Annotated in this window: 23 protein-coding genes and 1 pseudogene; 14 read left to right on the forward strand and 10 right to left on the reverse strand. The window is 72.3% G+C overall.

Translation table 11 applies throughout. The features are described 5' to 3' along the window. Nucleotides 1–37: 37 nt before the first annotated feature. From AB0I54_RS20020 to AB0I54_RS20030, 3 genes are all read left to right on the forward strand, one after another. Nucleotides 38–769 carry a class II aldolase/adducin family protein gene (locus tag AB0I54_RS20020; RefSeq protein WP_363297350.1) on the forward strand — a complete coding sequence of 244 codons (732 nt, stop codon included), beginning with the start codon at nucleotides 38–40 and terminating at the stop codon, nucleotides 767–769. Nucleotides 770–1,022: 253 nt separating this feature from the next. Beyond that, a complete protein-coding gene (locus tag AB0I54_RS20025) occupies nucleotides 1,023–2,150 on the forward strand; it encodes a prolyl oligopeptidase family serine peptidase (protein WP_363297352.1) in 1,128 nt (375 codons plus the stop codon). A 265-nt stretch (nucleotides 2,151–2,415) separates the two neighbouring features. After that, nucleotides 2,416–3,774: a hypothetical protein gene (locus AB0I54_RS20030; RefSeq protein ID WP_363297353.1), complete on the forward strand. Its 1,359-nt coding sequence runs from the start codon at nucleotides 2,416–2,418 to the stop codon at nucleotides 3,772–3,774. 22 nt (nucleotides 3,775–3,796) lie between these two features. On the opposite strand, the gene AB0I54_RS20035 is transcribed toward AB0I54_RS20030, so the two are convergent. Further along, nucleotides 3,797–4,210, reverse strand: coding sequence for a VOC family protein (locus AB0I54_RS20035; RefSeq protein ID WP_363297354.1), 414 nt, complete (start codon nucleotides 4,208–4,210; stop codon nucleotides 3,797–3,799). Between the two features lie 397 nt (nucleotides 4,211–4,607). Here AB0I54_RS20035 and abc-f point away from each other — a divergent pair, with 397 nt between their 5' ends. The 3 genes from abc-f (at nucleotide 4,608) to AB0I54_RS20050 (ending at nucleotide 7,713) form a co-directional block, all read left to right on the forward strand. Next, nucleotides 4,608–6,206 (forward strand): ribosomal protection-like ABC-F family protein, encoded by a 1,599-nt coding sequence (gene abc-f / locus AB0I54_RS20040; RefSeq protein ID WP_363297355.1) that lies wholly within the window; start codon nucleotides 4,608–4,610, stop codon nucleotides 6,204–6,206. Nucleotides 6,207–6,541: 335 nt separating this feature from the next. Continuing rightward, nucleotides 6,542–6,763: a helix-turn-helix domain-containing protein gene (locus tag AB0I54_RS20045; RefSeq protein ID WP_010355597.1), complete on the forward strand. Its 222-nt coding sequence runs from the start codon at nucleotides 6,542–6,544 to the stop codon at nucleotides 6,761–6,763. A gap of 146 nt (nucleotides 6,764–6,909) precedes the next feature. Further along, the gene (locus tag AB0I54_RS20050; protein WP_363297356.1) at nucleotides 6,910–7,713 is read left to right on the forward strand and encodes an enoyl-CoA hydratase/isomerase family protein; all 804 of its coding nucleotides are present in this window, start codon (nucleotides 6,910–6,912) and stop codon (nucleotides 7,711–7,713) included. 12 nt (nucleotides 7,714–7,725) lie between these two features. On the opposite strand, the gene AB0I54_RS20055 is transcribed toward AB0I54_RS20050, so the two are convergent. Next, nucleotides 7,726–8,448, reverse strand: coding sequence for a nucleopolyhedrovirus P10 family protein (locus tag AB0I54_RS20055; protein ID WP_363297357.1), 723 nt, complete (start codon nucleotides 8,446–8,448; stop codon nucleotides 7,726–7,728). Nucleotides 8,449–8,537: 89 nt separating this feature from the next. Between AB0I54_RS20055 and AB0I54_RS20060 the strand changes: the two genes are divergently transcribed. The 5 genes from AB0I54_RS20060 to amaP are packed head-to-tail and all read left to right on the forward strand — an operon-like array spanning nucleotide 8,538 to nucleotide 10,864. Further along, on the forward strand, nucleotides 8,538–9,017 hold the full coding sequence (locus tag AB0I54_RS20060) for an Asp23/Gls24 family envelope stress response protein (RefSeq protein ID WP_363297359.1): 480 nt from the start codon (nucleotides 8,538–8,540) through the stop codon (nucleotides 9,015–9,017). A gap of 47 nt (nucleotides 9,018–9,064) precedes the next feature. Beyond that, nucleotides 9,065–9,259, forward strand: coding sequence for a hypothetical protein (locus AB0I54_RS20065; protein ID WP_263207242.1), 195 nt, complete (start codon nucleotides 9,065–9,067; stop codon nucleotides 9,257–9,259). Further along, on the forward strand, nucleotides 9,256–9,639 hold the full coding sequence (locus AB0I54_RS20070) for a hypothetical protein (protein ID WP_363297360.1): 384 nt from the start codon (nucleotides 9,256–9,258) through the stop codon (nucleotides 9,637–9,639). Before AB0I54_RS20065 ends, AB0I54_RS20070 begins: the two co-directional genes overlap by 4 nt. After that, nucleotides 9,636–10,280, forward strand: coding sequence for a DUF6286 domain-containing protein (locus tag AB0I54_RS20075; RefSeq protein ID WP_363297361.1), 645 nt, complete (start codon nucleotides 9,636–9,638; stop codon nucleotides 10,278–10,280). Before AB0I54_RS20070 ends, AB0I54_RS20075 begins: the two co-directional genes overlap by 4 nt. A gap of 5 nt (nucleotides 10,281–10,285) precedes the next feature. After that, nucleotides 10,286–10,864, forward strand: a complete 579-nt coding sequence (gene amaP / locus AB0I54_RS20080; RefSeq protein ID WP_363297362.1) for an alkaline shock response membrane anchor protein AmaP — start codon at nucleotides 10,286–10,288, stop codon at nucleotides 10,862–10,864. An 82-nt stretch (nucleotides 10,865–10,946) separates the two neighbouring features. Here amaP and AB0I54_RS20085 read toward each other — a convergent pair whose 3' ends face one another. From AB0I54_RS20085 to AB0I54_RS20105, 5 genes and pseudogenes are all read right to left on the reverse strand, one after another. Beyond that, nucleotides 10,947–11,702, reverse strand: a complete 756-nt coding sequence (locus AB0I54_RS20085; protein WP_363297363.1) for an SDR family oxidoreductase — start codon at nucleotides 11,700–11,702, stop codon at nucleotides 10,947–10,949. 5 nt (nucleotides 11,703–11,707) lie between these two features. Continuing rightward, complete coding sequence (locus AB0I54_RS20090; protein WP_363297365.1) at nucleotides 11,708–13,492, reverse strand: glycoside hydrolase family 15 protein; 1,785 nt, start codon at nucleotides 13,490–13,492, stop codon at nucleotides 11,708–11,710. 34 nt (nucleotides 13,493–13,526) lie between these two features. After that, nucleotides 13,527–13,841, reverse strand: coding sequence for a hypothetical protein (locus AB0I54_RS20095; RefSeq protein WP_363297366.1), 315 nt, complete (start codon nucleotides 13,839–13,841; stop codon nucleotides 13,527–13,529). Then, nucleotides 13,838–14,404, reverse strand: coding sequence for a sigma-70 family RNA polymerase sigma factor (locus tag AB0I54_RS20100; protein WP_363297367.1), 567 nt, complete (start codon nucleotides 14,402–14,404; stop codon nucleotides 13,838–13,840). Before AB0I54_RS20100 ends, AB0I54_RS20095 begins: the two co-directional genes overlap by 4 nt. Then, nucleotides 14,401–15,943, reverse strand: a pseudogene (locus tag AB0I54_RS20105) (sodium:solute symporter). The gene AB0I54_RS20100 and the pseudogene AB0I54_RS20105 overlap by 4 nt, the downstream one beginning before the upstream one ends. Nucleotides 15,944–16,111: 168 nt before the next feature. Between AB0I54_RS20105 and AB0I54_RS20110 the strand changes: the two are divergent. From AB0I54_RS20110 to AB0I54_RS20120, 3 genes are all read left to right on the forward strand, one after another. Continuing rightward, the gene (locus tag AB0I54_RS20110) at nucleotides 16,112–16,327 is read left to right on the forward strand and encodes a DUF3311 domain-containing protein (RefSeq protein ID WP_363297368.1); all 216 of its coding nucleotides are present in this window, start codon (nucleotides 16,112–16,114) and stop codon (nucleotides 16,325–16,327) included. 94 nt (nucleotides 16,328–16,421) lie between these two features. Beyond that, nucleotides 16,422–18,569 (forward strand): carbon starvation CstA family protein, encoded by a 2,148-nt coding sequence (locus AB0I54_RS20115; RefSeq protein ID WP_363297369.1) that lies wholly within the window; start codon nucleotides 16,422–16,424, stop codon nucleotides 18,567–18,569. Beyond that, nucleotides 18,566–18,757 (forward strand): YbdD/YjiX family protein, encoded by a 192-nt coding sequence (locus AB0I54_RS20120; protein ID WP_363297370.1) that lies wholly within the window; start codon nucleotides 18,566–18,568, stop codon nucleotides 18,755–18,757. The genes AB0I54_RS20115 and AB0I54_RS20120 overlap by 4 nt, the downstream gene beginning before the upstream one ends. Before the next feature lie 85 nt (nucleotides 18,758–18,842). On the opposite strand, the gene AB0I54_RS20125 is transcribed toward AB0I54_RS20120, so the two are convergent. The 3 genes from AB0I54_RS20125 to AB0I54_RS20135 form a co-directional block, all read right to left on the reverse strand. Beyond that, entirely contained in the window at nucleotides 18,843–19,640 is a 798-nt protein-coding gene (locus tag AB0I54_RS20125) for an SURF1 family protein (RefSeq protein WP_363297371.1), read from the reverse strand. Nucleotides 19,641–19,689: 49 nt separating this feature from the next. After that, nucleotides 19,690–19,923 carry a hypothetical protein gene (locus AB0I54_RS20130; RefSeq protein ID WP_363297372.1) on the reverse strand — a complete coding sequence of 78 codons (234 nt, stop codon included), beginning with the start codon at nucleotides 19,921–19,923 and terminating at the stop codon, nucleotides 19,690–19,692. A gap of 90 nt (nucleotides 19,924–20,013) precedes the next feature. Further along, nucleotides 20,014–21,009: a DEDDh family exonuclease gene (locus AB0I54_RS20135; RefSeq protein WP_363297373.1), complete on the reverse strand. Its 996-nt coding sequence runs from the start codon at nucleotides 21,007–21,009 to the stop codon at nucleotides 20,014–20,016. Nucleotides 21,010–21,058: the final 49 nt, after the last annotated feature.

Here is a 21,058-nt window from a genome sequence, read left to right on the forward strand (position 1 = left end):
GAGGGCCCGTCGGGGCGCCGGCTGGCAGGATCGCCGCATGGCTGAGCAGCGGCGGAACCAGCGGGACGGACGGGATGACCGGGACGGCGCCCGGCCTGTGCCGGAGGTACGGAGGAGGTCTGTGTCCGACGGGGAGGCGCACGCCTGGGAGGCGCTCGTCGCGACGGCCCGCCGGACCGTGTCCGACGGACTGGTCGTCGGCACCTCCGGCAATGTGTCCGTGCGCGTCGGCGACACCGTGCTGGTCACGCCGTCGGGCGTGCCCTACGACCGGCTGACGCCGGACGACGTGACCGGGGTGGACCTCGCCGGGCGGCAGGTCCTCGGCACCCTCGTCCCGACCAGCGAGCTGCCCATGCACCTCGCCGTCCACCGCACCACCGACGCCCGCGCCGTCGTGCACACCCACGCCGTCCACGCGACCGCCGTCTCGACGCTCGTCACCGAACTTCCGCCGATCCACTACATGTCCGGCGCCCTCGGCGGCCCCGTCCGGGTCGCCCCGTATGCGACGTACGGCACCGACGAGTTGGCCGAGAACATGCTCCAGGCCCTCACCGGCCGCTCGGGCTGTCTCCTCCAGAACCACGGCACCCTCACCTACGGTGCCTCCCTCGACCAGGCCTACGACCGCACCGCCCAGCTGGAGTGGATGTGCCGGCTGTGGCTGACGGCGTCATCGGTACCCGGCCTGACACCGTCGCTGCTGTCGGAGCGGCAGCTGGCCGAGGCCGGGGAGCGATTGCGGGGGTACGGCCAGCGCCGCTGACGGCCTTCGGGGCGGTCCGGCGCCCTCCGGGAACACCCGGCGCCCTCCGGGAACACCCGGCGCCTTCCGGGAACACCCGGCGCCAACACCCGGCGCCTTCCGGGAACACCCGGCGCCTTCCAACACTCGCCGCCTTCCGGGAACACTCGCCGCCCTCCGGGAACACCCGGTGCCACCGGCCGAAGACCGCAGGTGTCATCGGACGGGCCTGCGCCCACTGGCCGGTGACCGGGTCCGCCGGGACACTGGAGGCGTGCGTACTGTCACAGCGACGGCCGCAGCCGTCACCGCGGTCCTGGCGGCCGGCGCGGCCGGCGTCGCCGCCGGGCGGATAGCCAGCGACGCCGCACTCAAGGCGCCGCCCGGCCGGCCACTGCCCACCGAGCCCCGGCTCACGGTGCACGGCACCGCCGCGGGCCGGATCACGCTCACCCGCGACCTGGCCTCCCTGCGCCCCGGCCTCTACGGCCTGTCCGGCGACGGCTCGCACGCCGTGGTCGGACCCGTCCTGGAGTCCGCCGAGCACAAGGCCGACACCGTCGTACGCCGTCTGGAACGGGTCACGCACGGCACCCTCGACTCCGGCGACAGGGTCTGGCTCACCCCGAACGTGCACGTCGGCAACCCGAGCACCGCCCTCGGCCTCGACCACGCCGACATCGACGTGCCCGGTGAACTCGGCGCCCTGCCCGCCTGGTTCGTGCCCGGGTACCGGGACACCTGGGTGATCACCGTGCACGGCCTGGGCACCACCCGCGAGCACCCCATGAACGTCATGGGGTTCCTGCACCACCGGCGCCTCCCGGTGCTCGACCTCGCCTACCGCGGCGATCTCGGCGCACCGCGCCCGCCGGACGGACTCAACCACCTCGGCGAGAGCGAATGGCGCGACCTGGACGCGGCGATCCGCTACGCCGTCCGGTACGGCGCGCGCCGCGTCCTCCTGTACGGCTGGTCCACCGGCGCCACCATGGCGCTGCGCGCCGCCCTGCACTCCCCGGTGCGCGACCACGTCGCCGGTCTGGTCCTCGACTCGCCGGTCCTCAGCTGGGAGGCCACGCTGCGCGCCCTGGCCACGGCCCGGCACACCCCGGAGGCCCTGCTGCCGCTCGCGGTGCGCGCCGCCCAGGGCCGGGCCGGCCTGCACGCCGACCATGTGGCCGAGACCGCCGACCCCGACCAGCTCAGGGTGCCCACCCTGATCATCCACGGCCCGGACGACGAGGTGGCCCCCTGGGCCCACTCCCGCCGGCTCGCCGCCCGCCGCCCCGACCGCGTCGCCCTCCACACGGTGCCGCACGCCCCGCACGCGGCGATGTGGAACGCCGACCCGAAGGAGTACGAGGAGCGGCTGCGCCGGTTCCTGACCCCGCTGATGTGAGGTTTCCCGCACGCCCCCGCCTGCCGGGCGCGCGGGCCGCAAGCCCGGTCCCGGCCGTTCCGTTTAAGGCCGTACCACTGGCCTGAACCCGCCTCCCCGGCCCCCGCCGGAGCGCGTGCGTTGGCCAGCCCCGTCGCCCGCCGTTACATTCCGTTTGGGTTTTCGGACCGTCAACCGGAAGACTGCACCCGTGACGTCCCGTATCCCGCGCGACTCCAGGCTTCGACTTGTCCGACCGCGACCCCTGGCCGCCGCCCCCAGAGCGATGAACCAGCGGCCCTCGCGCCGCCCCGCACCGCGCCCTCCGGAGGGCACACCGGCCCCCGTGGAACTGGCCAGAATGGCGCGCTCCGGTCTGGCCGACGCGGCCCGCGTCGCCCACTGGGCCGACGCCGCCCTCGGCCCCGGCCGCGCCGGTGGGACCGACGACGGCAAGGCCACCCTCTCCGACGCGACCGCCGAACGGGCGGCCGCCGACCTGGGCCTGACCTCGGCTCAGGTCCGCGCCGACTGGGACATCGCCCGCCTCGCCGGCCTCGTCGAGGTGCACGGCGACAGCGCGCGCCCCGGCTGGCGGCTGCGCGCCTGGGACCGGGACGACAGCGCCGTACTGCGCGGCTGGGTCGCCCTCTTCGACGCCTGGTCGCTCGCCCACCCGGAACCCCCGGACCACGAGCCCGCCGCGGTCGCCGAGGTCGTCTCGGCCATGCCCCAGGTGCTCTCCTTCCTCCAGCTGTCCGCCGGTCCCGTCCCGGTCGAGCAGCTTCTCGACCTGCTCCAGCAGCGGGTCACCGAACTGCGCACCGAGCGCTGCGAAGTCCCCTACGAGCCAGGGCCCGCGAGCCTCACCACCGCCGTGCCGTCCGCCGGCGCAGAGGTGGCGGAACCCGCGCCCGTCGGGGACACCCCGCTCGCCCCCCTGCTCGACTGGTCCCTGCACGCCCTCGCCTCCGTCGGCGCCCTCACCTGCGGCGACGGCCAGGCCACGCTCACCCCGCTGGGCAGTTGGGCGGTCTGGGTCAAGCTGGAGCAGATCTGCGTGGCCGCGCAGAGCCCCGCCGGGAACATCGAACAGGCCGCCGAGGCCATGCTGCGCGGCTGCGCCCGGCTCCGCCCCAACGCGGCCCGCGCCGAGTACCGCGCCTGGCTCGCCGCGCGCACCGTCGGCAGCGCCGTCACCGAACTCATCGGCGCCGCCCGCGGCGAGGACGCCCTGCTGCGCGGCCTCGCCTTCGAGGCGCTGCGTGTCGTCGGCGCCCCCGCCGAACCCGACGTCCGCGCGGTGGCCGACGACCCGACCCTGCGGCCGTACGCCCTGCTGTGGCTAGCCGAGCACGACGGTGCCGATCCGGAGGACGCCCACGAGGTCCTCACCCGGGAAGAGGCCACCTGGCTGTGGGTGGACACCGCCGCCGCGGTCGCCGACCACGGCGAGGCGCCGCTGCTCGTCCGGCACCTGGAGTCCGCGGTGCAGCCCACCGTCCCGCAACTGCTGCACGAGGTGCGCGCCGTCGGTCATCCCCGCACCGTGCAGGTCCTGGTGGCCCTCGCCGCGGCCCACCCCGACCCCGCCCTGGCCAAGGCCGTGCGCCGGGCGGCCTTCCAGGTGCACACCGGGGGATAGCCGGGCGGGCGAGAGGGGCGGCTCAGGCCGTTGTCTCGGGGGCGTACGTGCCGAAGCTCCAGATGTTGCCCTCGGCGTCCCGGGCCATGTAGTCCCGCGAGCCGTAGTCCTGGTCCGTCGGGGGCATCAGGATGTCCGCGCCATGGTCCACGGCGCGCTGGTGGTGGGCGTCCACGTCGTCCACGACGACGTACACACCCGCGGGGCCGGCGTCCTTCATCGCCGCGTCGAAGACGCCGCCGCGGCCCTTGGAGCCGATCATCACGGCGCCGTTGCCCTGCACCAGCTCGGCGTGCAGCACCGAGCCGTCCTCGCCCTCGTACACCGAGAGCTCGGTGAACCCGAAGGCCTCCGTGAGCTGTTTGATCGCGGCTTTCGCGTCCACGTAGAGCAACGTCGGGAAAATACTCGGCCGCCCACCGCCCGTACCTGCCATGCCGATCACTCCTCGTGCGTCGGTCCTGCACCGGTGTCGTGAGCCTGCTGCCCAGTCTGGCACCCACCACTGACAACACCCCGGGACCACCGCTGCTTCGCCCCGCGACGCTCGTCGTCGGCGTGCGGTTCGTCACGGTCGGGCAGGTGTCCGGGGGGCCGGTCCATGCGCGCGGGCGGCCGGACCGTGCGCGGTGGGGCCGTTCGCGAGCTGGGGTGGAGCGGTCGGTGGGCGCGTGGCGGGGGAGCTGGGGCAGCCGTATCCGTGCGGCTGCGCGCAGAAAAAGCGCTTGCACCGCCCCGTTAGACTTGGCCCATGGCCATTCTCCTCGCGCATTAGACGGCGGGAACGTCCTCAGCCGCCCACCCGCCAACCCCCTCCGCCCTGGAGTCTGTCCGTGATCTCCGCCTCCGGTATCGAGCTGCGCGCCGGTGCCCGCATCCTCATCGAGAACGCCTCCTTCCGTGTCGCCAAGGGCGACCGCATCGGTCTGGTCGGCCGCAACGGCGCAGGCAAGACGACCCTGACCAAGGTCCTGGCCGGCGACGGCATCCCCGCCGGGGGCACCGTCACCCGCTCCGGCGAGGTCGGCTACCTCCCCCAGGACCCCCGCACCGGCGACCTCGACGTTCTCGCCCGTGACCGCATCCTCTCCGCGCGCGGCCTCGACGTACTGATCCGCAAGATGCGCGAGAACGAGGAGCGCATCGCCACCGGCAAGGGCACCACCCGCGAGAAGGCCCTCAAGCAGTACGAGCGCCAGGAGACCGAGTTCCTCACCAAGGGCGGGTACTCCGCCGAGGCCGAGGCCGCCACCATCGCCGCCGCGCTCAACCTGCCCGACCGTGTGCTCGGCCAGCCCCTGCACACGCTCTCCGGTGGTCAGCGCCGCCGTATCGAGCTGGCCCGGATCCTGTTCTCCGACGCGGACACGCTGCTGCTCGACGAGCCGACGAACCACCTCGACGCGGACTCGATCATCTGGCTGCGCGACTACCTGAAGAGCTACCGCGGCGGCTTCATCGTGATCTCCCACGACGTCGACCTGGTCGAGACGGTCGTCAACAAGGTGTTCTACCTGGATGCCAACCGCTCCCAGATCGACATCTACAACATGGGCTGGAAGCTCTACCAGCAGCAGCGCGAGGCCGACGAGAAGCGCCGCAAGCGGGAGCGGCAGAACGCCGAGAAGAAGGCCGCCGCGCTCAACGCCCAGGCGGACAAGATGCGCGCCAAGGCCACCAAGACGGTCGCCGCGCAGAACATGGCCCGCCGTGCCGAGAAGCTACTGTCCGGCCTCGAAGCGGTCCGCCAGTCCGACAAGGTCGCCAAGCTCCGCTTCCCCGAGCCCTCGCCCTGCGGCAAGACCCCGCTGATGGCCGAGGGGCTGTCCAAGTCGTACGGCTCGCTGGAGATCTTCACCGACGTCGACCTGGCCATCGACAAGGGGTCGAGGGTCGTCATCCTCGGTCTCAACGGCGCCGGAAAGACCACCCTGCTGCGGCTGCTCGGCGGGGTGGAGCAGCCCGACACCGGCGAGGTCGTCCCCGGCCACGGCCTCAAGCTCGGCTACTACGCCCAGGAGCACGAGACCCTGGACCCCGAGCGCACGGTCCTGGAGAACATGCGCTCGGCCGCCCCCGACCTGGACCTCGTAGAGGTCCGCAAGGTGCTGGGCTCGTTCCTCTTCTCCGGCGACGACGTGGACAAGCCGGCCGGTGTCCTCTCCGGCGGCGAGAAGACCCGGCTCGCCCTGGCCACGCTCGTGGTCTCGTCGGCGAACGTCCTGCTCCTCGACGAGCCGACCAACAACCTCGACCCGGCCAGCCGCGAGGAGATCCTCGGCGCGCTGCGCACCTACAAGGGCGCGGTCGTCCTCGTCACCCACGACGAGGGCGCCGTCGAGGCGCTCCAGCCGGAGCGGATCATCCTGCTGCCGGACGGCGTCGAGGACCTGTGGGGCGCGGACTACGCGGATCTCGTCGCGCTCGCTTGATCGAATCGGTGATCCACGGGTTATGGATCATTCGGCCTAGTCGTGATCCATCATCTGTGTGAGATCTCCTCGTATCGGGGTGTGTCCTACATCGATTTCGCGGCCGATCCCTTTGTCGACAAGGGGTCGGCCGCGCCGCGTCTCTGACCTGGTACTTCGCGAAAGAACCCGTTCGGCCGTATGTGTACTGGTGTTCGGAATCACAGATTCCGCTTGTGGGGATGTGCTCCTGTCGTCAAAACCATGTCTCACGGACCTTGCCGAATGGGTGGCCATCACGCCCCGGAGGGGTGATCATGAGGGGACCAGAGCGCACTTCCCATGAGGAGGCACGGGTGGCCGAGACTCTGAAGAAGGGCAGCCGGGTGACCGGCGCCGCGCGCGACAAGCTCGCGGCAGACCTGAAGAAGAAGTACGACTCCGGTGCGAGCATCCGGGCGCTGGCCGAGGAGACCGGCCGCTCGTATGGCTTCGTACACCGGATGCTCAGCGAGTCGGGCGTCACGCTGCGTGGGCGTGGCGGAGCGACCCGGGGCAAGAAGGCCGCAACGTCCTGACCTCGGGCGGCCCATCGGCTTCGATGGTGGCCACCCGGTCGGTCGGGTGATCGGCCGGGTGGTTACTGTGCAGTCACTTAGCTGTGCCGTCGTACGACCCGATGTCGTACGGTGCGCAGGACGACCGCACCCATCGGAGGCGCCCCATGGCTTCGCCCGACCAGGACCTCGCTCCTGTACTCGACAAGGACGGCGTACGGCTCACCGTCGACGACGCGCTCGCCACGGTGACGCTGACCAACCCGGCCAAGCGCAACGCCCAAAGCCCCGCTCTGTGGCGGGCGTTGGCCGAGGCCGGGAGGTTGCTGCCGGGCTCCGTCCGGGTCGTCGTGCTGCGTGGCGAGGGCAAGTCCTTCTCCGCCGGCCTGGACCGTCAGATGTTCACGCCGGAGGGGATCCCGGGCGAGCCGACGTTCACCGACATCGCGCGCCGCGACGACGCCGCGCTGGACGCGACCATCGCCGAGTACCAGGAGGGATTCACCTGGTGGCGGCGGAACGACATCGTGTCCGTCGCCGCCGTGCAGGGGCATGCCATCGGTGCCGGCTTCCAGCTCGCCCTCGCCTGTGACCTGCGCGTTGTCGCCGACGACGTGCAGTTCGCCATGCGCGAGACGAGCCTTGGGATCGTGCCCGACCTGACGGGCACGCACCCGCTGGTCGAGCTGGTCGGATACGCCCGCGCGCTGGAGATCTGCGCGACCGGGCGGTTCGTCCATGCCGAGGAGGCCGTCGGTTCGGGGCTGGCGAACCTCGCCGTGCCCGCCGGTGAACTCGACGGCGCGGTACGGGACCTGGCGTCCGCGCTGCTCGCCGCGCCCCGGGACGCGGTCGTGGAGACCAAGGCCCTGCTGCGCGCCGCGAGCGGCCGTACGTACGAAGAGCAGCGTGCCGCCGAGCGGCAGGCCCAGGCCCGCCGACTGCGGGACCTGGCCGGCGTGGGCGAATGAGCCGTCGCGCGCTCAGCTCACCGTGGTGACCAGTACCGCCACCGTCGGGTGATCGTCCAGCGACTCCCGCACCGCCGTGCGCACCTGCCGGGCCACGTCCAGGGCCCGGCGCCGTCCGTCCACCGCCACCTCCACCCGGACGTGGCGGTGCGGCAGTGCCGCCTCCTCCTGTTGTCGTTCCTCGATGTGCACCGCTCGGCCCAGCCCGCCCAGGGAGCCGGTCAGATGGGTCACGCCCGGGACGGAGAGCGCCGCCGCTGCCGCGCGGACCTCGTCCGGATCCGTCGCCTCGCGGGCCCGCGCCGGCTGCGGCGGACTCACCTCGGCGGGCTCCGTCGGCTCCTCCAGCAGGTCCGTCACCCGTAGGTCCACCTCCGCGACCGTGAGGCCGAGACCGTCCGCCGCCGTGCTCGCCAGCGCCAGACGCAGCCGGGACGCCGTCGCCGGCAGGGGTTCGGCCGCCGTCGCCGCGAAGTCCGCCGTCACCCGGAGCGGTCCCGGGGGAAACCCCGCCGGCGGCGCCGGCACGGCCGCCTCGGGCGCGTCCTCCGGTTCGGCGAGCGTGATCCGCAGCGGGCCCGGCACGACGCCCGGCACGTCCGCCGCCGCGCGCAGCAGTACCGCGCGGACCGCCGCCTCCGCGATCCACACACCGTCGCGCGGGCCGCCGAGCGGAAGCAGCCTGCCGAGACCGAGTTGATGCCGTACGGCCCGTGTCCATCCATCCGCCGTCATTGCTCCAGCCTGCCGCATCCCCGGCGCACGACCGAGCCACCGCGCTTACCGTGGTCGGAGGGGACGACGACCGAAAGGGACGTACGGCCATGACCGACATGACGGAGCAGAACCGGACGACGACCCCCGAGGGCGACCAGCCGGTGTCCACGCGCAGGCCCACCCGACGCGGTGGCGGCGATCCGGCCGGCCGGGGGCGCACGACCATCGCCGACGGTGTCGTGGAGAAGATCGCCGGGATGGCCGCGCGGGACGTGCTCGGCGTGCACGCCCTGGGCAGCGGACTGTCGCGGACCTTCGGAGCCGTACGGGACCGGGTGCCGGGCGGCTCGAAGTCGGTGACCCGTGGGGTGAAGGCCGAGGTCGGCGAGGTGCAGACCGCCCTCGACCTGGAGATCGTCGTGGACTACGGCGTGTCGATCGGCGATGTCGCCCGGGACGTACGCGAGAACGTGGTCGCCGCGGTGGAACGGATGACCGGACTCGAAGTCGTCGAGGTCAACATCGCGGTGAGTGATGTCAAGCTGCCCGAGGAAGAAGAAGAGGAGCCGGAGCCCCGGATCCAGTGACGCCCGGCGACCTGACAACGCACGGCTGAGGAGCTGAGGAGCGCAGCATGAGCATGGCCGTGGTCGGCATGATCGCCGGGATGGCGCTCGGCTTCGCCGGATATTTCGGCGGGTTCGGTGCCTTCCTGCTGGTGGCGGCGCTGGGCGCCGTCGGGTTCGTCGTCGGCCGGTTCCTGGAGGGGGACCTGGAACTGGGCGACTTCTTCCGCACCCGTGACGACCGGCGCGACCGGCGGCGGTGACCTCCGTGCGCGAGGGAGCCGGTGACCTGCGCAGACTTCCGGCCGTGGTGGCACCGGGGGAGCGCGGTGCGCTGCGGATCGCCGACCGGGTCGTCGCCAAGATCGCGGCCCAGGCGGCGCGCGAGGCGGTCGCACCGCTGGCGAAGGAAGCCGCCGCCCCGCAGGCCACGGTCGTCGTCCACCACGACACGGTCCGGGTCCGCGTCCACCTCGAACTCGACTACCCGAGCGACATCGGCGCCCGCTGCGCGGCCGTGCGTCGCCATGTCGTCGAGCGGGTAGGCGCGTTGGTGGGAATGGAGGTGCCGGAGGTCGCCGTCCAGGTGGAGCGGCTGCACCCGGCGCACCCACAGGGCACGGCACAGGGGAGGACGCGATGAGCGAGCCCCGGGGATCCGAGACCACGACACAGCCGCTGACCGTCATCGAGAAGGCGCCCGAGCCGCCCCCACCGGCGGCGGAGGAAGGAACCGACGGCCGCAGCGACCGCTTCTGGTCGGTGCGCCGCGTTCCCGCGGGCATCGTCGCGCTGCTGCTCCTGGTCGTAGCGGCCGCCTTCCTGTACGACATCGCCGCGGTACGAGCCCACCGGCCCGCGATGCGCTGGCGCCGCGAGCTGGCCGCCCAACTCTCCACGCGGCCCCTCGACGACACCTGGGTGCTGGTCGGCGCCGGAGTCGCCGCGGCCCTCGGCCTGTGGCTGTTCGTGCTCGCCGTCACGCCCGGTCTGCGCTCCCTGCTGCCGATGCGGCGCCCGCACACCGACGTCCGGGCCGGACTGCGGCGCGACGCCGCGGCCATGGTGCTGCGCGACCGGGCCATGGAGATCGCGGGTGTCCGGGCGGTGCGGGTAAGGCTGCGGCGGCGCAAGGCCGACGTCCGCGCGGTCTCGCACTTCCGCGACCTCGACGACGTACGCGCCGACCTGGACTCCACCCTCAAGGACGCGATCAGGGGACTCGGTCTGACGCGGCCGCCCGCGCTGACCCTGCATGTCGCGCGGCCCGGACGGAAGGGGTGAGGGCGATGCTCAGGGCGGTCAACCGCGTGCTGATCGGAGTCGTCGGGCTGCTGCTGGCCGTCCTCGGCGGTTCGGTGCTCGCCGTGGGCCTGGGCGTGCGGCCCCCGTCGTGGTGGATCCACGGCGGGCGGCACGACGTCCTGCTCGGCGCGGCCCGGCGGACGCGCTGGCGGGACGCCGACTGGTGGTGGCCGACCGTCTTCGCCGTGCTCGCCGTCCTCGTCCTGCTCGCCCTGTGGTGGCTCGCCGCGGTGCTGCGCAGGCGCCGGCTCGCCGAACTGCTCGTCGACACCGGCGACGGCGAGGGCGCGCTGCTGCGCGGGCGGGCCCTGGAGGGCGTGCTCGCCGCCGACGCGGCACGCCTGGACGGCGTGGCACACGCACACGCCACGCTGACGGGCAGGCGCACCGCCCCCGAGGCCCACGTCTGGCTCCAACTGGAACCGGACGTCGACCCCGGAACGGCCCTGCACGACCTCACCACCGAGTCCCTGACCCACGCCCGCGAATCAGCGGGCCTGGCGAAGCTACCGGCGGAGGTACGCCTGCGGTCGGTCAAGCACCGCGCGGAAAGGGTGACTTGACGGCCAACGCAAAGGAACCCGACCTAAGGGGCGCGGGGAACTGCGCGACCAGCCCCCACGAACCCGCACTCGGCAACGGCCCTCAGAAGCCGTGCCGCATCCCCCCGTCGACCGGCACCATGATCCCGGTCAGATAGGACGCGGCCGGAGACATCAAGAACGCGGCCACCCGCCCGAACTCCTCGGGCGTCCCGTACCGACGCAACGGAATCCGGGACTCGTTGGCCGCCCGAGTGGCCTCGGGATCCGCAGACAACCCGTCCAGCTCGCGCACGCGATCCGTGTCGATGCGAGAGGGCAGCAGCCCCACGACACGGATCCCCCGCGGCCCGAGCTCGTCCGCGATCGACTTGGCGAACCCGGCAAGGCCCGGCCGCAGCCCGTTGGAGATCGTCAGCGCCGGAATCGGCTCGTGCACGGAACCCGAGAGCACGAAGCCGATGACACCGCCCGCCTCCAACTCGGCCGACGCGGCGCGAGCCAACCGCACCGCGCCGAGGAACACGGAGTCGAACGCCGTACGCCACTGCTCGTCCGTGTTGTCGGCGACGAAGCCGGGCGGCGGGCCGCCGACGCTGACGAGGATGCCGTCGAAGCCGCCGAAGTGCTCGCGGGCGGCCCCGATCAGCCGCGCCGGAGCCTCGGGGTCGGCGTTGTCGACGGCCACCCCGGCCGCGTTCGGGCCCAGTTCGGCCGCCGTGTCCGCGACGCGCTTCTCGTCCCGCCCCGTGACGACCACCTTCGCCCCGTCGGCGACGAGCTCGCGCGCCGCGGCGTTGCCCAGTCCGCGCGTGGCCCCGGTGACGACGTACACCCGGTCCTTCAGTCCAAGATCCATGGCCCCTATCCTGCCCCGTCGCCCCCGAACAGGGCGAGAGCGGTGTTCACCAGGCCGATGTGGCTGAACGCCTGCGGGAAGTTGCCGAGCAGGCGGCCGGCCACCGGGTCGTACTCCTCGGCCAGCAGCCCCACGTCGTTGGCGAGGCCGACCAGCCCCTCGAACAACTCCCGTGCCTCGTCGGTACGGCCCGTCATGTGCAGGGCGTCCGCGAGCCAGAACGAGCACGCCAGGAACGCGCCTTCCTCGCCGGGAAGTCCGTCGACGGCTGAGTCCGAGGTGTCGTAACGGCGTAGGAAGTCGCCGTGCCCGAGCGCCTCGCGGACCGCGTCCACCGTACCGACGACGCGCGGATCGTCGGGCGGCAGGAAGCCGACGCGCGGGATGAGCAGCAGGGCGGCGTCCAGTTCGCGCGAGCCGTAGTACTGCGTGAAGGTGTTCCGTTCCGGGTCGTAGCCCTTCTCGCACACCTCGCGGTGCACCTCGTCCCGCAGCGAGCGCCAGCCCGCCGCGTCCCCGGGCAGCTCCGGATGCTCCTCCAGCGTGCGCACGGCGCGGTCGGCGGCCACCCACACCATGACCTTCGAGTGCACGAAGTGACGGCGGCCGCCGCGCATCTCCCACAGGCCCTCGTCCGGCTGCCGCCAGTGCTCGCGCAGCCACTCCAGCAGGACGCCCTGGAGCGACCACATGTGCGGCTTGGGCGACAGGCCCGCCCGCCGGGTCAGCCACAGCGAGTCCAGGACCTCGCCGTACACGTCCAGCTGGAGCTGGCTCACGGCGCCGTTGCCGATCCGTACGGGTGCCGACTCGGCGAAGCCGGGCAGCCAGGGCACCTCGAACTCGGGGAGCCTGCGTTCGCCCGCCACGCCGTACATGATCTGCAGATGCCCCGGGTCGCCCGCCACCGCCCGCAGCAGCCAGTCACGCCAGGCCTCGGCCTCCTTGTGGTAGCCCGCGGACAGCAGGGCGCCGAGGGTGAGGGTGGAGTCGCGCAGCCAGCAGTACCGGTAGTCCCAGTTGCGGACACCGCCCAGCTCCTCGGGCAGCGAGGTGGTGGCCGCGGCGACGATGCCGCCGGTCGGGGCGTAGGTGAGGGCCTTGAGGGTGATCAGGGACCGCATGACCGCGTCCCGGTACGGGCCGTCGTACGCGCACCGGACCGTCCAGCGCCGCCAGTCCGTGACGCTGGAGCGCAGCGCTTCGTACGGGTCGACGAGCCGGGGACGGGGCTCGTGGGAAGGGTGCCAGGTGAGGACGAACGCGACCCGCTCGCCCTCCGCGACGGTGAACTCCGCGTACGTGCCGAAGTCCTTGCCCCACGTCCGCACGGCGGGCTCGCTGCGCAGCCACACCGAGTCCGGCCCGGCGACGGCGACCCGGTGGCCGCCGGACCTGCGCATCCAGGGGATGATCGCGCCGTAGTCGAAGCGCAGCCGGAGCACGCTGCGCACGGTGACGCGGCCGCTGACGCCCTCCACGATGCGTACGACGTCGGGGGCGCGCTCGCGCTGCGGCATCAGGTCGCTGACCCGGACCGTGCCCTCGGCGGTCTCCCACTCGGTGTCCAGTACCAGCGTGTCGGGGCGGTAGGCGCGGCGCGTGCAGGTGCCCGCGTTCTTGGGGGCGATCCTCCAGTGGCCGTTCTCCTCGTCCCCGAGGAGCCTGGCGAAGCACGCGGCGGAGTCGAAGCGCGGCAGACACAGCCAGTCGATGGAGCCGTCCCTGCCGACCAGGGCCGCCGTCTGTTCGTCGCCGATGAGTGCGTAGTCCTCGATGCGCGGGTGCACGCAGTTGCGGGTTCCCGCCGGGCCGAGGGGGCAATCAGGGCATCGGCCGGGGGAGTGACGCACCGGCGACGGCGGAGCCGGGTCCCGAGAAGATCACGCCCGGATCCGCCGGGGCCTGGTTGAGGACCCACAGGCCGATCAGCGTGGCCAGGGCGAAGACGACCGCGATCAGCACGGCGAGCACGAGCCGCCGCCGGCGTTCCCGGCGCAGCCACTCGCCGCGTGCCGTGCGATAGGCGTCGGGGGCCGCCCGCACCCCGCCCGCCAGCGCGGCCAGGGCCTCCTGCAGCTCGCGTTCGGTGCGGTCCGCACTGGTGCCACGCGACCCAGTCGCATCTCGATGCGTCATCGCCGGGCCTCCATCGCCTGGGTCAGCGCGGCGATGCCGCGCGCCGTGTGGGTCTTGACGGATCCGCAGGAGATCCCCATCGCCGCGGCGATCTCACTCTCCTTCAGTCCGAGCCAGTGCCGCAGCACCAGCGCCTCGCGCTGCCGGGCCGGCAGCTGCTGGAGGGCGTCGATGAGCACCCGCTGGTCGTCGTGCAGCAGCGCGGTGCTCTCGGCGGAGGCGACGAGTTCGTCCCTCGGCTTCTCCTCGTGCCTGCGGGCCACTTGGAGGTGACGTATGCGCATCCGCGTCAGATTGCAGACGGTGGACCGCAGATACGCCTCCGCCGCCCGGGTGTCCCTCAGCCGCCGCCACTTCCGGTAGATCTGGTAGAAGGCCTCGGCGACCACGTTCTCCGGGTCGTCGGCGCCGAGCAGCACGGCCAGGCGCAGCATCGAGGCGTACTGCAGCTCGAACAGGCGGGCGAGGGCCGCCTCCCGCTCCAGGTCGGCCGGGTCGCTCACCGCGGCGGTGAGGGCGGCGGGCGGGGGCAGCGGTACAGGTGCGCTGGATGTGCGTCTCACGGGTTGTTCGCTCCCGTCTCCGGGCGCCGCCTCACGGTCAGGCGCGGCGGCAGGTCGGTCAGATCGATGCCGCGCGGGACACCGAGGCGTTCGAGGACCGCGGTCGCGGCCACGGCGACGATCAGGTTGAGCACGAGGGCGGCGAGCCCGGCGTAGATCTCCAGCGGGCCGAAGCCCAGCGCCACGATGGACGAGAACCCCTCGCGCACGACCATGAAGGTCCCGGCCGCCATGCCCACGCCCCACCCGGCGAGCAGGGCCCGTGGATGCAGCCGCCCGGTGAAACAGCCCCACGGCCACCGCCGGGAAGATCTGCAGGATCCAGACCCCGCCGAGCAGCTGGAGATTGACGGCGTCCTGGTCGCGCAGCCCGAACACGAACGCCACCGCGCCCACCTTCGCCGTCAGCGACACCGCCTTGGCGATGCGCACCTGCCGCTTGGGCGTGGCGGTGGGATGGACGTATGCGACGTACACATTGCGTACGAAGCTGGTGGCGGCCGCTATGGACATCACGGCGGCGGGCACCAGCGCACCCACGGTGATCGCGCCGAAGACCAGCCCGGCCAGCGGTCCCGGCATCAGCCGGTCCACCAGCATCGGTACGGCCGCCTCCGCGCCGCCGCTCGGCGCCCGTACGCCCGTCGCCAGCGCCGCGATGCCGAGGAACCCGAACAGGGCGAGCAGCCCGGTCCAGGCGGGCAGCGCCACGGCGGTCTTGCGCAGGGTGCGCGGGCCGTCGGCGGCGAAACCGGCGGTGAGCACGTGCGGGTACATCAGCAGGGCCAGCGCGGAGCCGAGGGCGAGGGTGGCGTAGGCCGGCTGCTGCTCGGGGGTCAGGAGCAGCGCCGGGCCGCCCAGCCGCCGCGCCGCGCCGTCGAAGACCGCACCCGGCCCGCCGAGCCGCTCCAGGACCAGCCAGCACACGGCGGTGAGCGAGACGAAGACGGCGACCGCCTTGAGCGCCGAGATCACGGTGGGCGCGCGCAGTCCGTGTCGATAGGTCGCCACCGCGAGCCCGGCGAACAGCGCCACCATCACCAGATCGCCCGTCGCGCCCCGCGGATACACACCGCCGGCCGTCAGCACCGCCCGTATGCCGAGCAGTTGCAGCGCCAGATACGGCATGGTGGCGAGGATCCCGGTCAGCGCGACCACCAGGGCCAGCGGCGGCGAGCCGTACCGGCCGCGCACGAAGTCGGCGGCGGTGACATAGCCGTGCCGGTGGGCGACGGTCCACAGCCGGCTCAGCAGGACGAAGGCGATCGGGCAGACGATCACGGTGTACGGCACCGCGAAGAAGGCGGGCGCGCCGTTGCCGTACGCCAGTCCCGGTACGGCGGTGAAGGTGTACGCGGTGAAGATCGTGCCGCCCAGCAGCAGCCAGGTCCACCCGGGGCCGAGGCTGCGGTCGGCCAGTGCCCAGCCCTCCAGGGACGGCAGCCGGTCGCTGGGGTGCAGCCGGCGCGCGGTCACGGCGAGCAGCGACGCTCCGCCGATCACGGCGAGGAACGTCGCGGTCATGGCGCCGTCGGCCATGGGTCACCGTCCTTGGTGTGCCTGTGCCCTCGGGCGAGAGTTGCGCGAGAGGCCGGTCCGGATGACATACGACCGGCGCGAAATCTTCTGGAAATTCGCTGTCAACCGGTTCCGGCGGGTGGGCAACTCTTGCACAGACCGACAGCGAGCGGGAGAGGAGCGCAGGTCATGGCACGGACCGGTCGTCACCGGCTACGGCGCGTCGCGATCGCCGTACTGCTCCTCGCGCCCGCGGCGGGCCTGCTGTGGGTCCCCTGGTACGCCGGCGCGGAGCCGCGGCTGGCGGGGACGCCGTTCTTCTACTGGTACCAGCTCGCCTGGGTGCCGGGGTGCGGCCTCTGCCTGCTCGCCGCGTTTGCGCTGACGGGCCGACATCGCCGCTGACCCGCGCTGACCCGCGCTGATCCGCGCTGATCCTCGCTGGTCGGCGGGCACTTCCTGTCACACCTCGTCACACCGTTCCCGGTGAGGAGCCGCCATGCCCCCGTCCGTCCTGCCCGAATCCGGCCGCGAAGTGCCGGAAAAGTCACGAATGCGGTCCTTCGTGTTGTGGACCGTCGTCTCCCTGATCGGCGCGGTCGCGTGGGGAGTCATCGCGCTGGCCCGCGGGGAGAGGATCTCCGCCGTGTGGCTGGTCGTCGCGGCGCTCGGCTCGTACGCCATCGCCTACCGCTTCTACTCACGGTTCATCGCCCGCCGGGTCCTCCGGCTCGACGACACCCGCGCCACTCCGGCCGAGCGGCTGGAGGACGGGATCGACTACCACCCCACCGACCGGCGGGTGTTGTTCGGCCACCACTTCGCGGCCATCGCCGGCGCCGGGCCGCTGGTGGGCCCGGTGCTGGCCGCGCAGATGGGCTATCTGCCGGGCACCGTCTGGATCATCGCGGGCGTGATCTTCGGCGGCGCGGTCCAGGACATGATCGTCCTGTTCCTCTCCATGCGCCGGGACGGCAAGAGCCTCGGCCAGATGGCCCGGGACGAGATCGGCAGGGTGGGCGGTGCCGCCGCGCTGATCGGCGTCTTCGCCATCATGATCATCCTGCTTGCGGTGCTGGCGATGGTCGTCGTCAACGCACTGGCCGAATCCGCCTGGGGCACCTTCTCGGTCGCCATGACCATCCCCATCGCCCTCTTCATGGGCTTCTACCTGCGCTATCTGAGGCCGGGCAGGGTCGTGGAGACCAGCGTCATCGGTGTCGGACTGCTGCTGCTCGCCATCCTCGGCGGCGGCTGGATCCAGAACTCCTCGCTCGCCGACCGCTTCGTCTGGAGCCCCACCACCCTGGTCTTCTGCCTGGTCGGCTACGGCTTCGTCGCCTCCGTGCTCCCCGTGTGGATGCTCCTGGCCCCGCGCGACTATCTGTCGACCTTCATGAAGGTCGGCACGATCGCCCTGATGGCCGTCGGCGTCGTCGTCGCCGCGCCCACCCTCAAGGCCGCCGACGTGACGGAGTTCGCGCACACCGGAGCCGGGCCGGTGTTCGCCGGGGCGCTGTTCCCCTTCCTGTTCATCACCATCGCCTGCGGCGCCCTGTCCGGCTTCCACGCGCTGGTCTCCTCCGGCACCACGCCCAAGCTGATCCAGAAGGAGTCCCAGGTCCGGCTGATCGGCTACGGCTCCATGCTCACGGAGTCCTTCGTCGCCGTCATGGCCCTGATCGCCGCCTGTGTGCTCGAACCGGGCCTGTACTACGCGATGAACTCCCCGGCCGCGCTGCTCGGCCCGACCGTGGAGAGCGCGTCGCAGGCGGTGCGGGGCCTCGGATTCACCATCACCCCGGACCAGTTGACGGCCGCGGCCAAGGCGGTCGAGGAGCAGACGCTGGTCGGGCGCTCCGGCGGCGCACCCACCCTCGCCGTGGGCATGTCGGAGATCTTCTCCGGGGTGTTCGGCGGCGGGATGAAGGCCTTCTGGTACCACTTCGCCATCATGTTCGAGGCGTTGTTCATCCTCACCACGGTGGACGCGGGCACCCGGGTGGGCCGCTTCATGCTGCAGGACATGCTGGGCAACGTCTGGAAGCCGATCGGCCGGGTCACCTGGAAGCCGGGCATCTGGATCACCAGCGCCCTGGTCGTGGGCGCCTGGGGCTACTTCCTCTACGCCGGTGTCACCGACCCGCTCGGCGGCATCAAGCAGCTCTTCCCGCTGTTCGGCATCGCCAACCAGCTGCTGGCCGCGGTCGCCCTGGCCGTCACCACGACCATGCTCATCAAGTCCGGCAGGTCGCGCTGGGCCTGGGTGACCGGCATCCCCCTGGTCTGGGACGTGGCCGTCACCTTCACCGCCGGCTGGCAGAAGATCTTCTCCGCCGACCCGAAGATCGGCTTCTTCGCCCAGCGCGACCTCTACGCGGACGCCATCGACGCCGGCAAGCTCCTGCCGAGTGCCACGGACGTGGACGACATGCACACCATCGTCCTCAACAACACGGTCGACGGCGTACTCATGGCGATCTTCCTGCTGCTGGTCCTGATCGTCCTCGTCAACTGCGCGGTGGTGTGCGCCCGCGCCCTGCGGGCCGGCGAGCCACTGCCCACGACGGAGGCACCGTACGTGGAGTCGCGCATCGACGTGCCGGAAGGGCGCAGTGACGACGCGCTGGTGGGGGCGGGATCATGAGGACCGTGCGCAAGGCACTGGACACCGCGCTCCGGTACGCACGGGAACTGACCGGCGAGGCGGAGTACGACCGCTACTGCGAGCGGCACCGCCGCCACCACCCGCACGCACCGCTGCCGACCCGCCGGGAGTACGAGCGGATGCGCACCACGCGGCGTGAGTACGAGTCCCCCGGCCGCTGCTGCTGACCCCCGCACACCTCACCGACGGCGGGCGTGCCCTCTCGGCCCCGACGGCACGCCCGCCCCGTAGGAAGGCGTCATACGGGACGGCTCACACCGCGGCCGGCTCCGGGTCCTCGCTCGGCCGCCGCGCCGCCTCGATCCGGTCGCGCAGCTCACGTCGTACCAGGACCCACCAGCCCACCGGGACGCCCGCGGCGAACAGCCACCACTGGATCATGTACGCGTAGTTCAGCGGGGCGTCCTCCTTGCCGGGCGGGCCGATCGGCTCCGGGGTGTCGCCCTTCGGCTCCGGCGCCGTCTGCGCGATGTAGCCGCCGAGCACCTGGGCGTCGAGGCGCCGGGCCTCCTGCGCGCTGCTGATCAGCATGATCTGCCGGTCCGGCAGCCCCTTGAGGTCCTTGATGCCGCTCGCCGCGGTCGTCTCGTCGGGCATCAGCCGGCCGGTGACGGTGAGCTCGCCGCGGGGCGGAGCGGGGATCTCGGGGAACGCGCTCTGGCTCGTGCCGTTCGCGGGGATCCACCCCCGGTTGACCAGCAGCACCTTGCCGTCCGTCAGGACGAACGGGGTCAGGACGTGGTAACCGATCGCGTCGTCGGAGTTGGTGCGCCGGCGCACGACGACCTCGTGACCGGTGTCGAAGCGGCCCTTGGCGGTCACGGTGTGGTACCGCTCGCCGCTGGTCACGGTGTGCCCGGGCGAGGTCAGCCGCTCCACGGGTACCGGATCGGCGTTCAGCGCGTCGGAGACCAGCTGGTTGCGCGCGCTGCGCTCCTGGTACCGGTGCTCCTGCCAGAAGCCGAGCTTGATCATCGCAGGGATCAGTGCGATCGCGACGAGGGTGAGGACCACCCACTGGCGGGTGAGCAGGAAGCGGTAGCGGTGCACCCCACGACGGTACAACTCGGTCGTGGGGTGCAATCGGGCGGGTACCGGCTCACACGCGGTCGACGATCCCCACCTTCCCCGCCTCGCGGGCGCAGTGGGCGCCGCAGTAGAAGTGGCCGTCGGCCTCGGCGCCCTGGCCGATGATCGAGACCTTGCAGTGCTCGCACACCGGGGCCATGCGGTGGATCGCGCAGGAGAAGCAGTCGAAGACGTGCACCGCGCCCTGGGCATGGACCTCGAAGGTCATTCCGTAGTCATTGCCGCAAACTTCGCATTTCGCCATGGGTCACAGGGTGAGCGGTCGCCGTCGCTCGGGCGAGCGGGCTCCGGGTGAGTCGCACGGCAATCACCCATCCGTACGGTCGTTCCACGGTCACTGCCCAGACGCGGGCTCGACGTCCCTGAGGAGCTGCCCGAACGCCGCCTCGTCCACCACCGGTGTCCCGAACTGGCGCGCCTTGACCACCTTCGACGTGCCCGAGTCGGGGTCGTTGGTGACGAGCAGGCTGGTCAGCCGGGAGATGCTCGTCGAGACATGCAGCCCGGCCTCGACCGCCCGGTCCTCCAGCAGTTCGCGGTCGACGGAGGTGTCCCCGGAGAACGCGACCCGCATGCCCTGCTTGAGGCGCTTGCCGTCTTCGTACCGTCCGGGGTTGGGGTGGGGGCACGCGGGCCGCTTGCGGGACGGACGCCAACTCGTCGGCCGGTAGCCGCCGTGGCCCCCGCCCGCCTGACGGCCGATCAGGGCCGTAGGCCGGTCGTTCCACTCGGTCAGCGGCCGGCACTCCAGCAGCGGCAGCCGCACACCACCCTGCGCCGCGGCCCGCAGACTGGGCCGGAACGCCTCCGCGAGCACCCGCGCGTCGTCCAGCGCGTGGTGCGCCCGCTGCTGCACGACACCGAAGTGCGCGGCGAGGGACTCCAGCTTGTGGTTGGGCAGCGGCAGACCCAGTTCCTTGGAGAGCGCGATGGTGCACAGCCGCTGCCGCACCGGCGCCTCACGCTTCGCGCGCGCGTACTCGCGTGCGATCATCTGCCAGTCGAAGACGGCGTTGTGCGCGACGAGCACCCGGCCGTCGAGACGGGCGCCGAACTCCTCGGCGATGTCGTCGAAGAGCGGCGCACCCTGCAGCACATCACTCGTCAGACCGTGGATCCACACCGGGCCCGGATCGCGCTCCGGATTGACCAGCGTGTACCAGTGGTCCTCGACCTCGCCGCGCGCGTCCAGCCGGTAGACGGCCGCGGAGATTATCCGGTCGTCCCGGGCCAGGCCGGTGGTCTCCACGTCAACGACCGCGTATCCCTTCGGATACGCGGCCGGCCACCGGGTGGGGGAGGACGCTGCGGTCGTCCGGTCATCGAGCATGGTCACTGAGGATACGGGCCGCGACTGACAGCCCCGTCCCCGGCCGCTC

The sequence above is a fragment of the Streptomyces sp. NPDC050625 genome (genome assembly GCF_040654755.1).
Taxonomy (GTDB): Bacteria; Actinomycetota; Actinomycetes; order Streptomycetales; family Streptomycetaceae; genus Streptomyces.

Bases quoted from the DNA above. Each gene is read 5' to 3' on its own strand.
- AB0I54_RS20035 (WP_363297354.1), bottom strand. From the start codon at position 4,210: ATGGCAGGTACGGGCGGTGGGCGGCCGAGTATTTTCCCGACGTTGCTC.
- AB0I54_RS20135 (WP_363297373.1), bottom strand. From the start codon at position 21,009: ATGCTCGATGACCGGACGACCGCAGCGTCCTCCCCCACCCGGTGGCCG.
- amaP (WP_363297362.1), top strand. From the start codon at position 10,286: ATGCTCAGGGCGGTCAACCGCGTGCTGATCGGAGTCGTCGGGCTGCTG.
- AB0I54_RS20120 (WP_363297370.1), top strand. From the start codon at position 18,566: ATGAGGACCGTGCGCAAGGCACTGGACACCGCGCTCCGGTACGCACGG.
- AB0I54_RS20020 (WP_363297350.1), top strand. From the start codon at position 38: ATGGCTGAGCAGCGGCGGAACCAGCGGGACGGACGGGATGACCGGGAC.
- AB0I54_RS20085 (WP_363297363.1), bottom strand. From the start codon at position 11,702: ATGGATCTTGGACTGAAGGACCGGGTGTACGTCGTCACCGGGGCCACG.
- AB0I54_RS20055 (WP_363297357.1), bottom strand. From the start codon at position 8,448: ATGACGGCGGATGGATGGACACGGGCCGTACGGCATCAACTCGGTCTC.
- AB0I54_RS20115 (WP_363297369.1), top strand. From the start codon at position 16,422: ATGCCCCCGTCCGTCCTGCCCGAATCCGGCCGCGAAGTGCCGGAAAAG.
- AB0I54_RS20075 (WP_363297361.1), top strand. From the start codon at position 9,636: ATGAGCGAGCCCCGGGGATCCGAGACCACGACACAGCCGCTGACCGTC.
- AB0I54_RS20060 (WP_363297359.1), top strand. From the start codon at position 8,538: ATGACCGACATGACGGAGCAGAACCGGACGACGACCCCCGAGGGCGAC.
- AB0I54_RS20130 (WP_363297372.1), bottom strand. From the start codon at position 19,923: ATGGCGAAATGCGAAGTTTGCGGCAATGACTACGGAATGACCTTCGAG.
- AB0I54_RS20030 (WP_363297353.1), top strand. From the start codon at position 2,416: ATGAACCAGCGGCCCTCGCGCCGCCCCGCACCGCGCCCTCCGGAGGGC.
- AB0I54_RS20110 (WP_363297368.1), top strand. From the start codon at position 16,112: ATGGCACGGACCGGTCGTCACCGGCTACGGCGCGTCGCGATCGCCGTA.
- AB0I54_RS20095 (WP_363297366.1), bottom strand. From the start codon at position 13,841: ATGACGCATCGAGATGCGACTGGGTCGCGTGGCACCAGTGCGGACCGC.
- AB0I54_RS20065 (WP_263207242.1), top strand. From the start codon at position 9,065: ATGAGCATGGCCGTGGTCGGCATGATCGCCGGGATGGCGCTCGGCTTC.
- AB0I54_RS20050 (WP_363297356.1), top strand. From the start codon at position 6,910: ATGGCTTCGCCCGACCAGGACCTCGCTCCTGTACTCGACAAGGACGGC.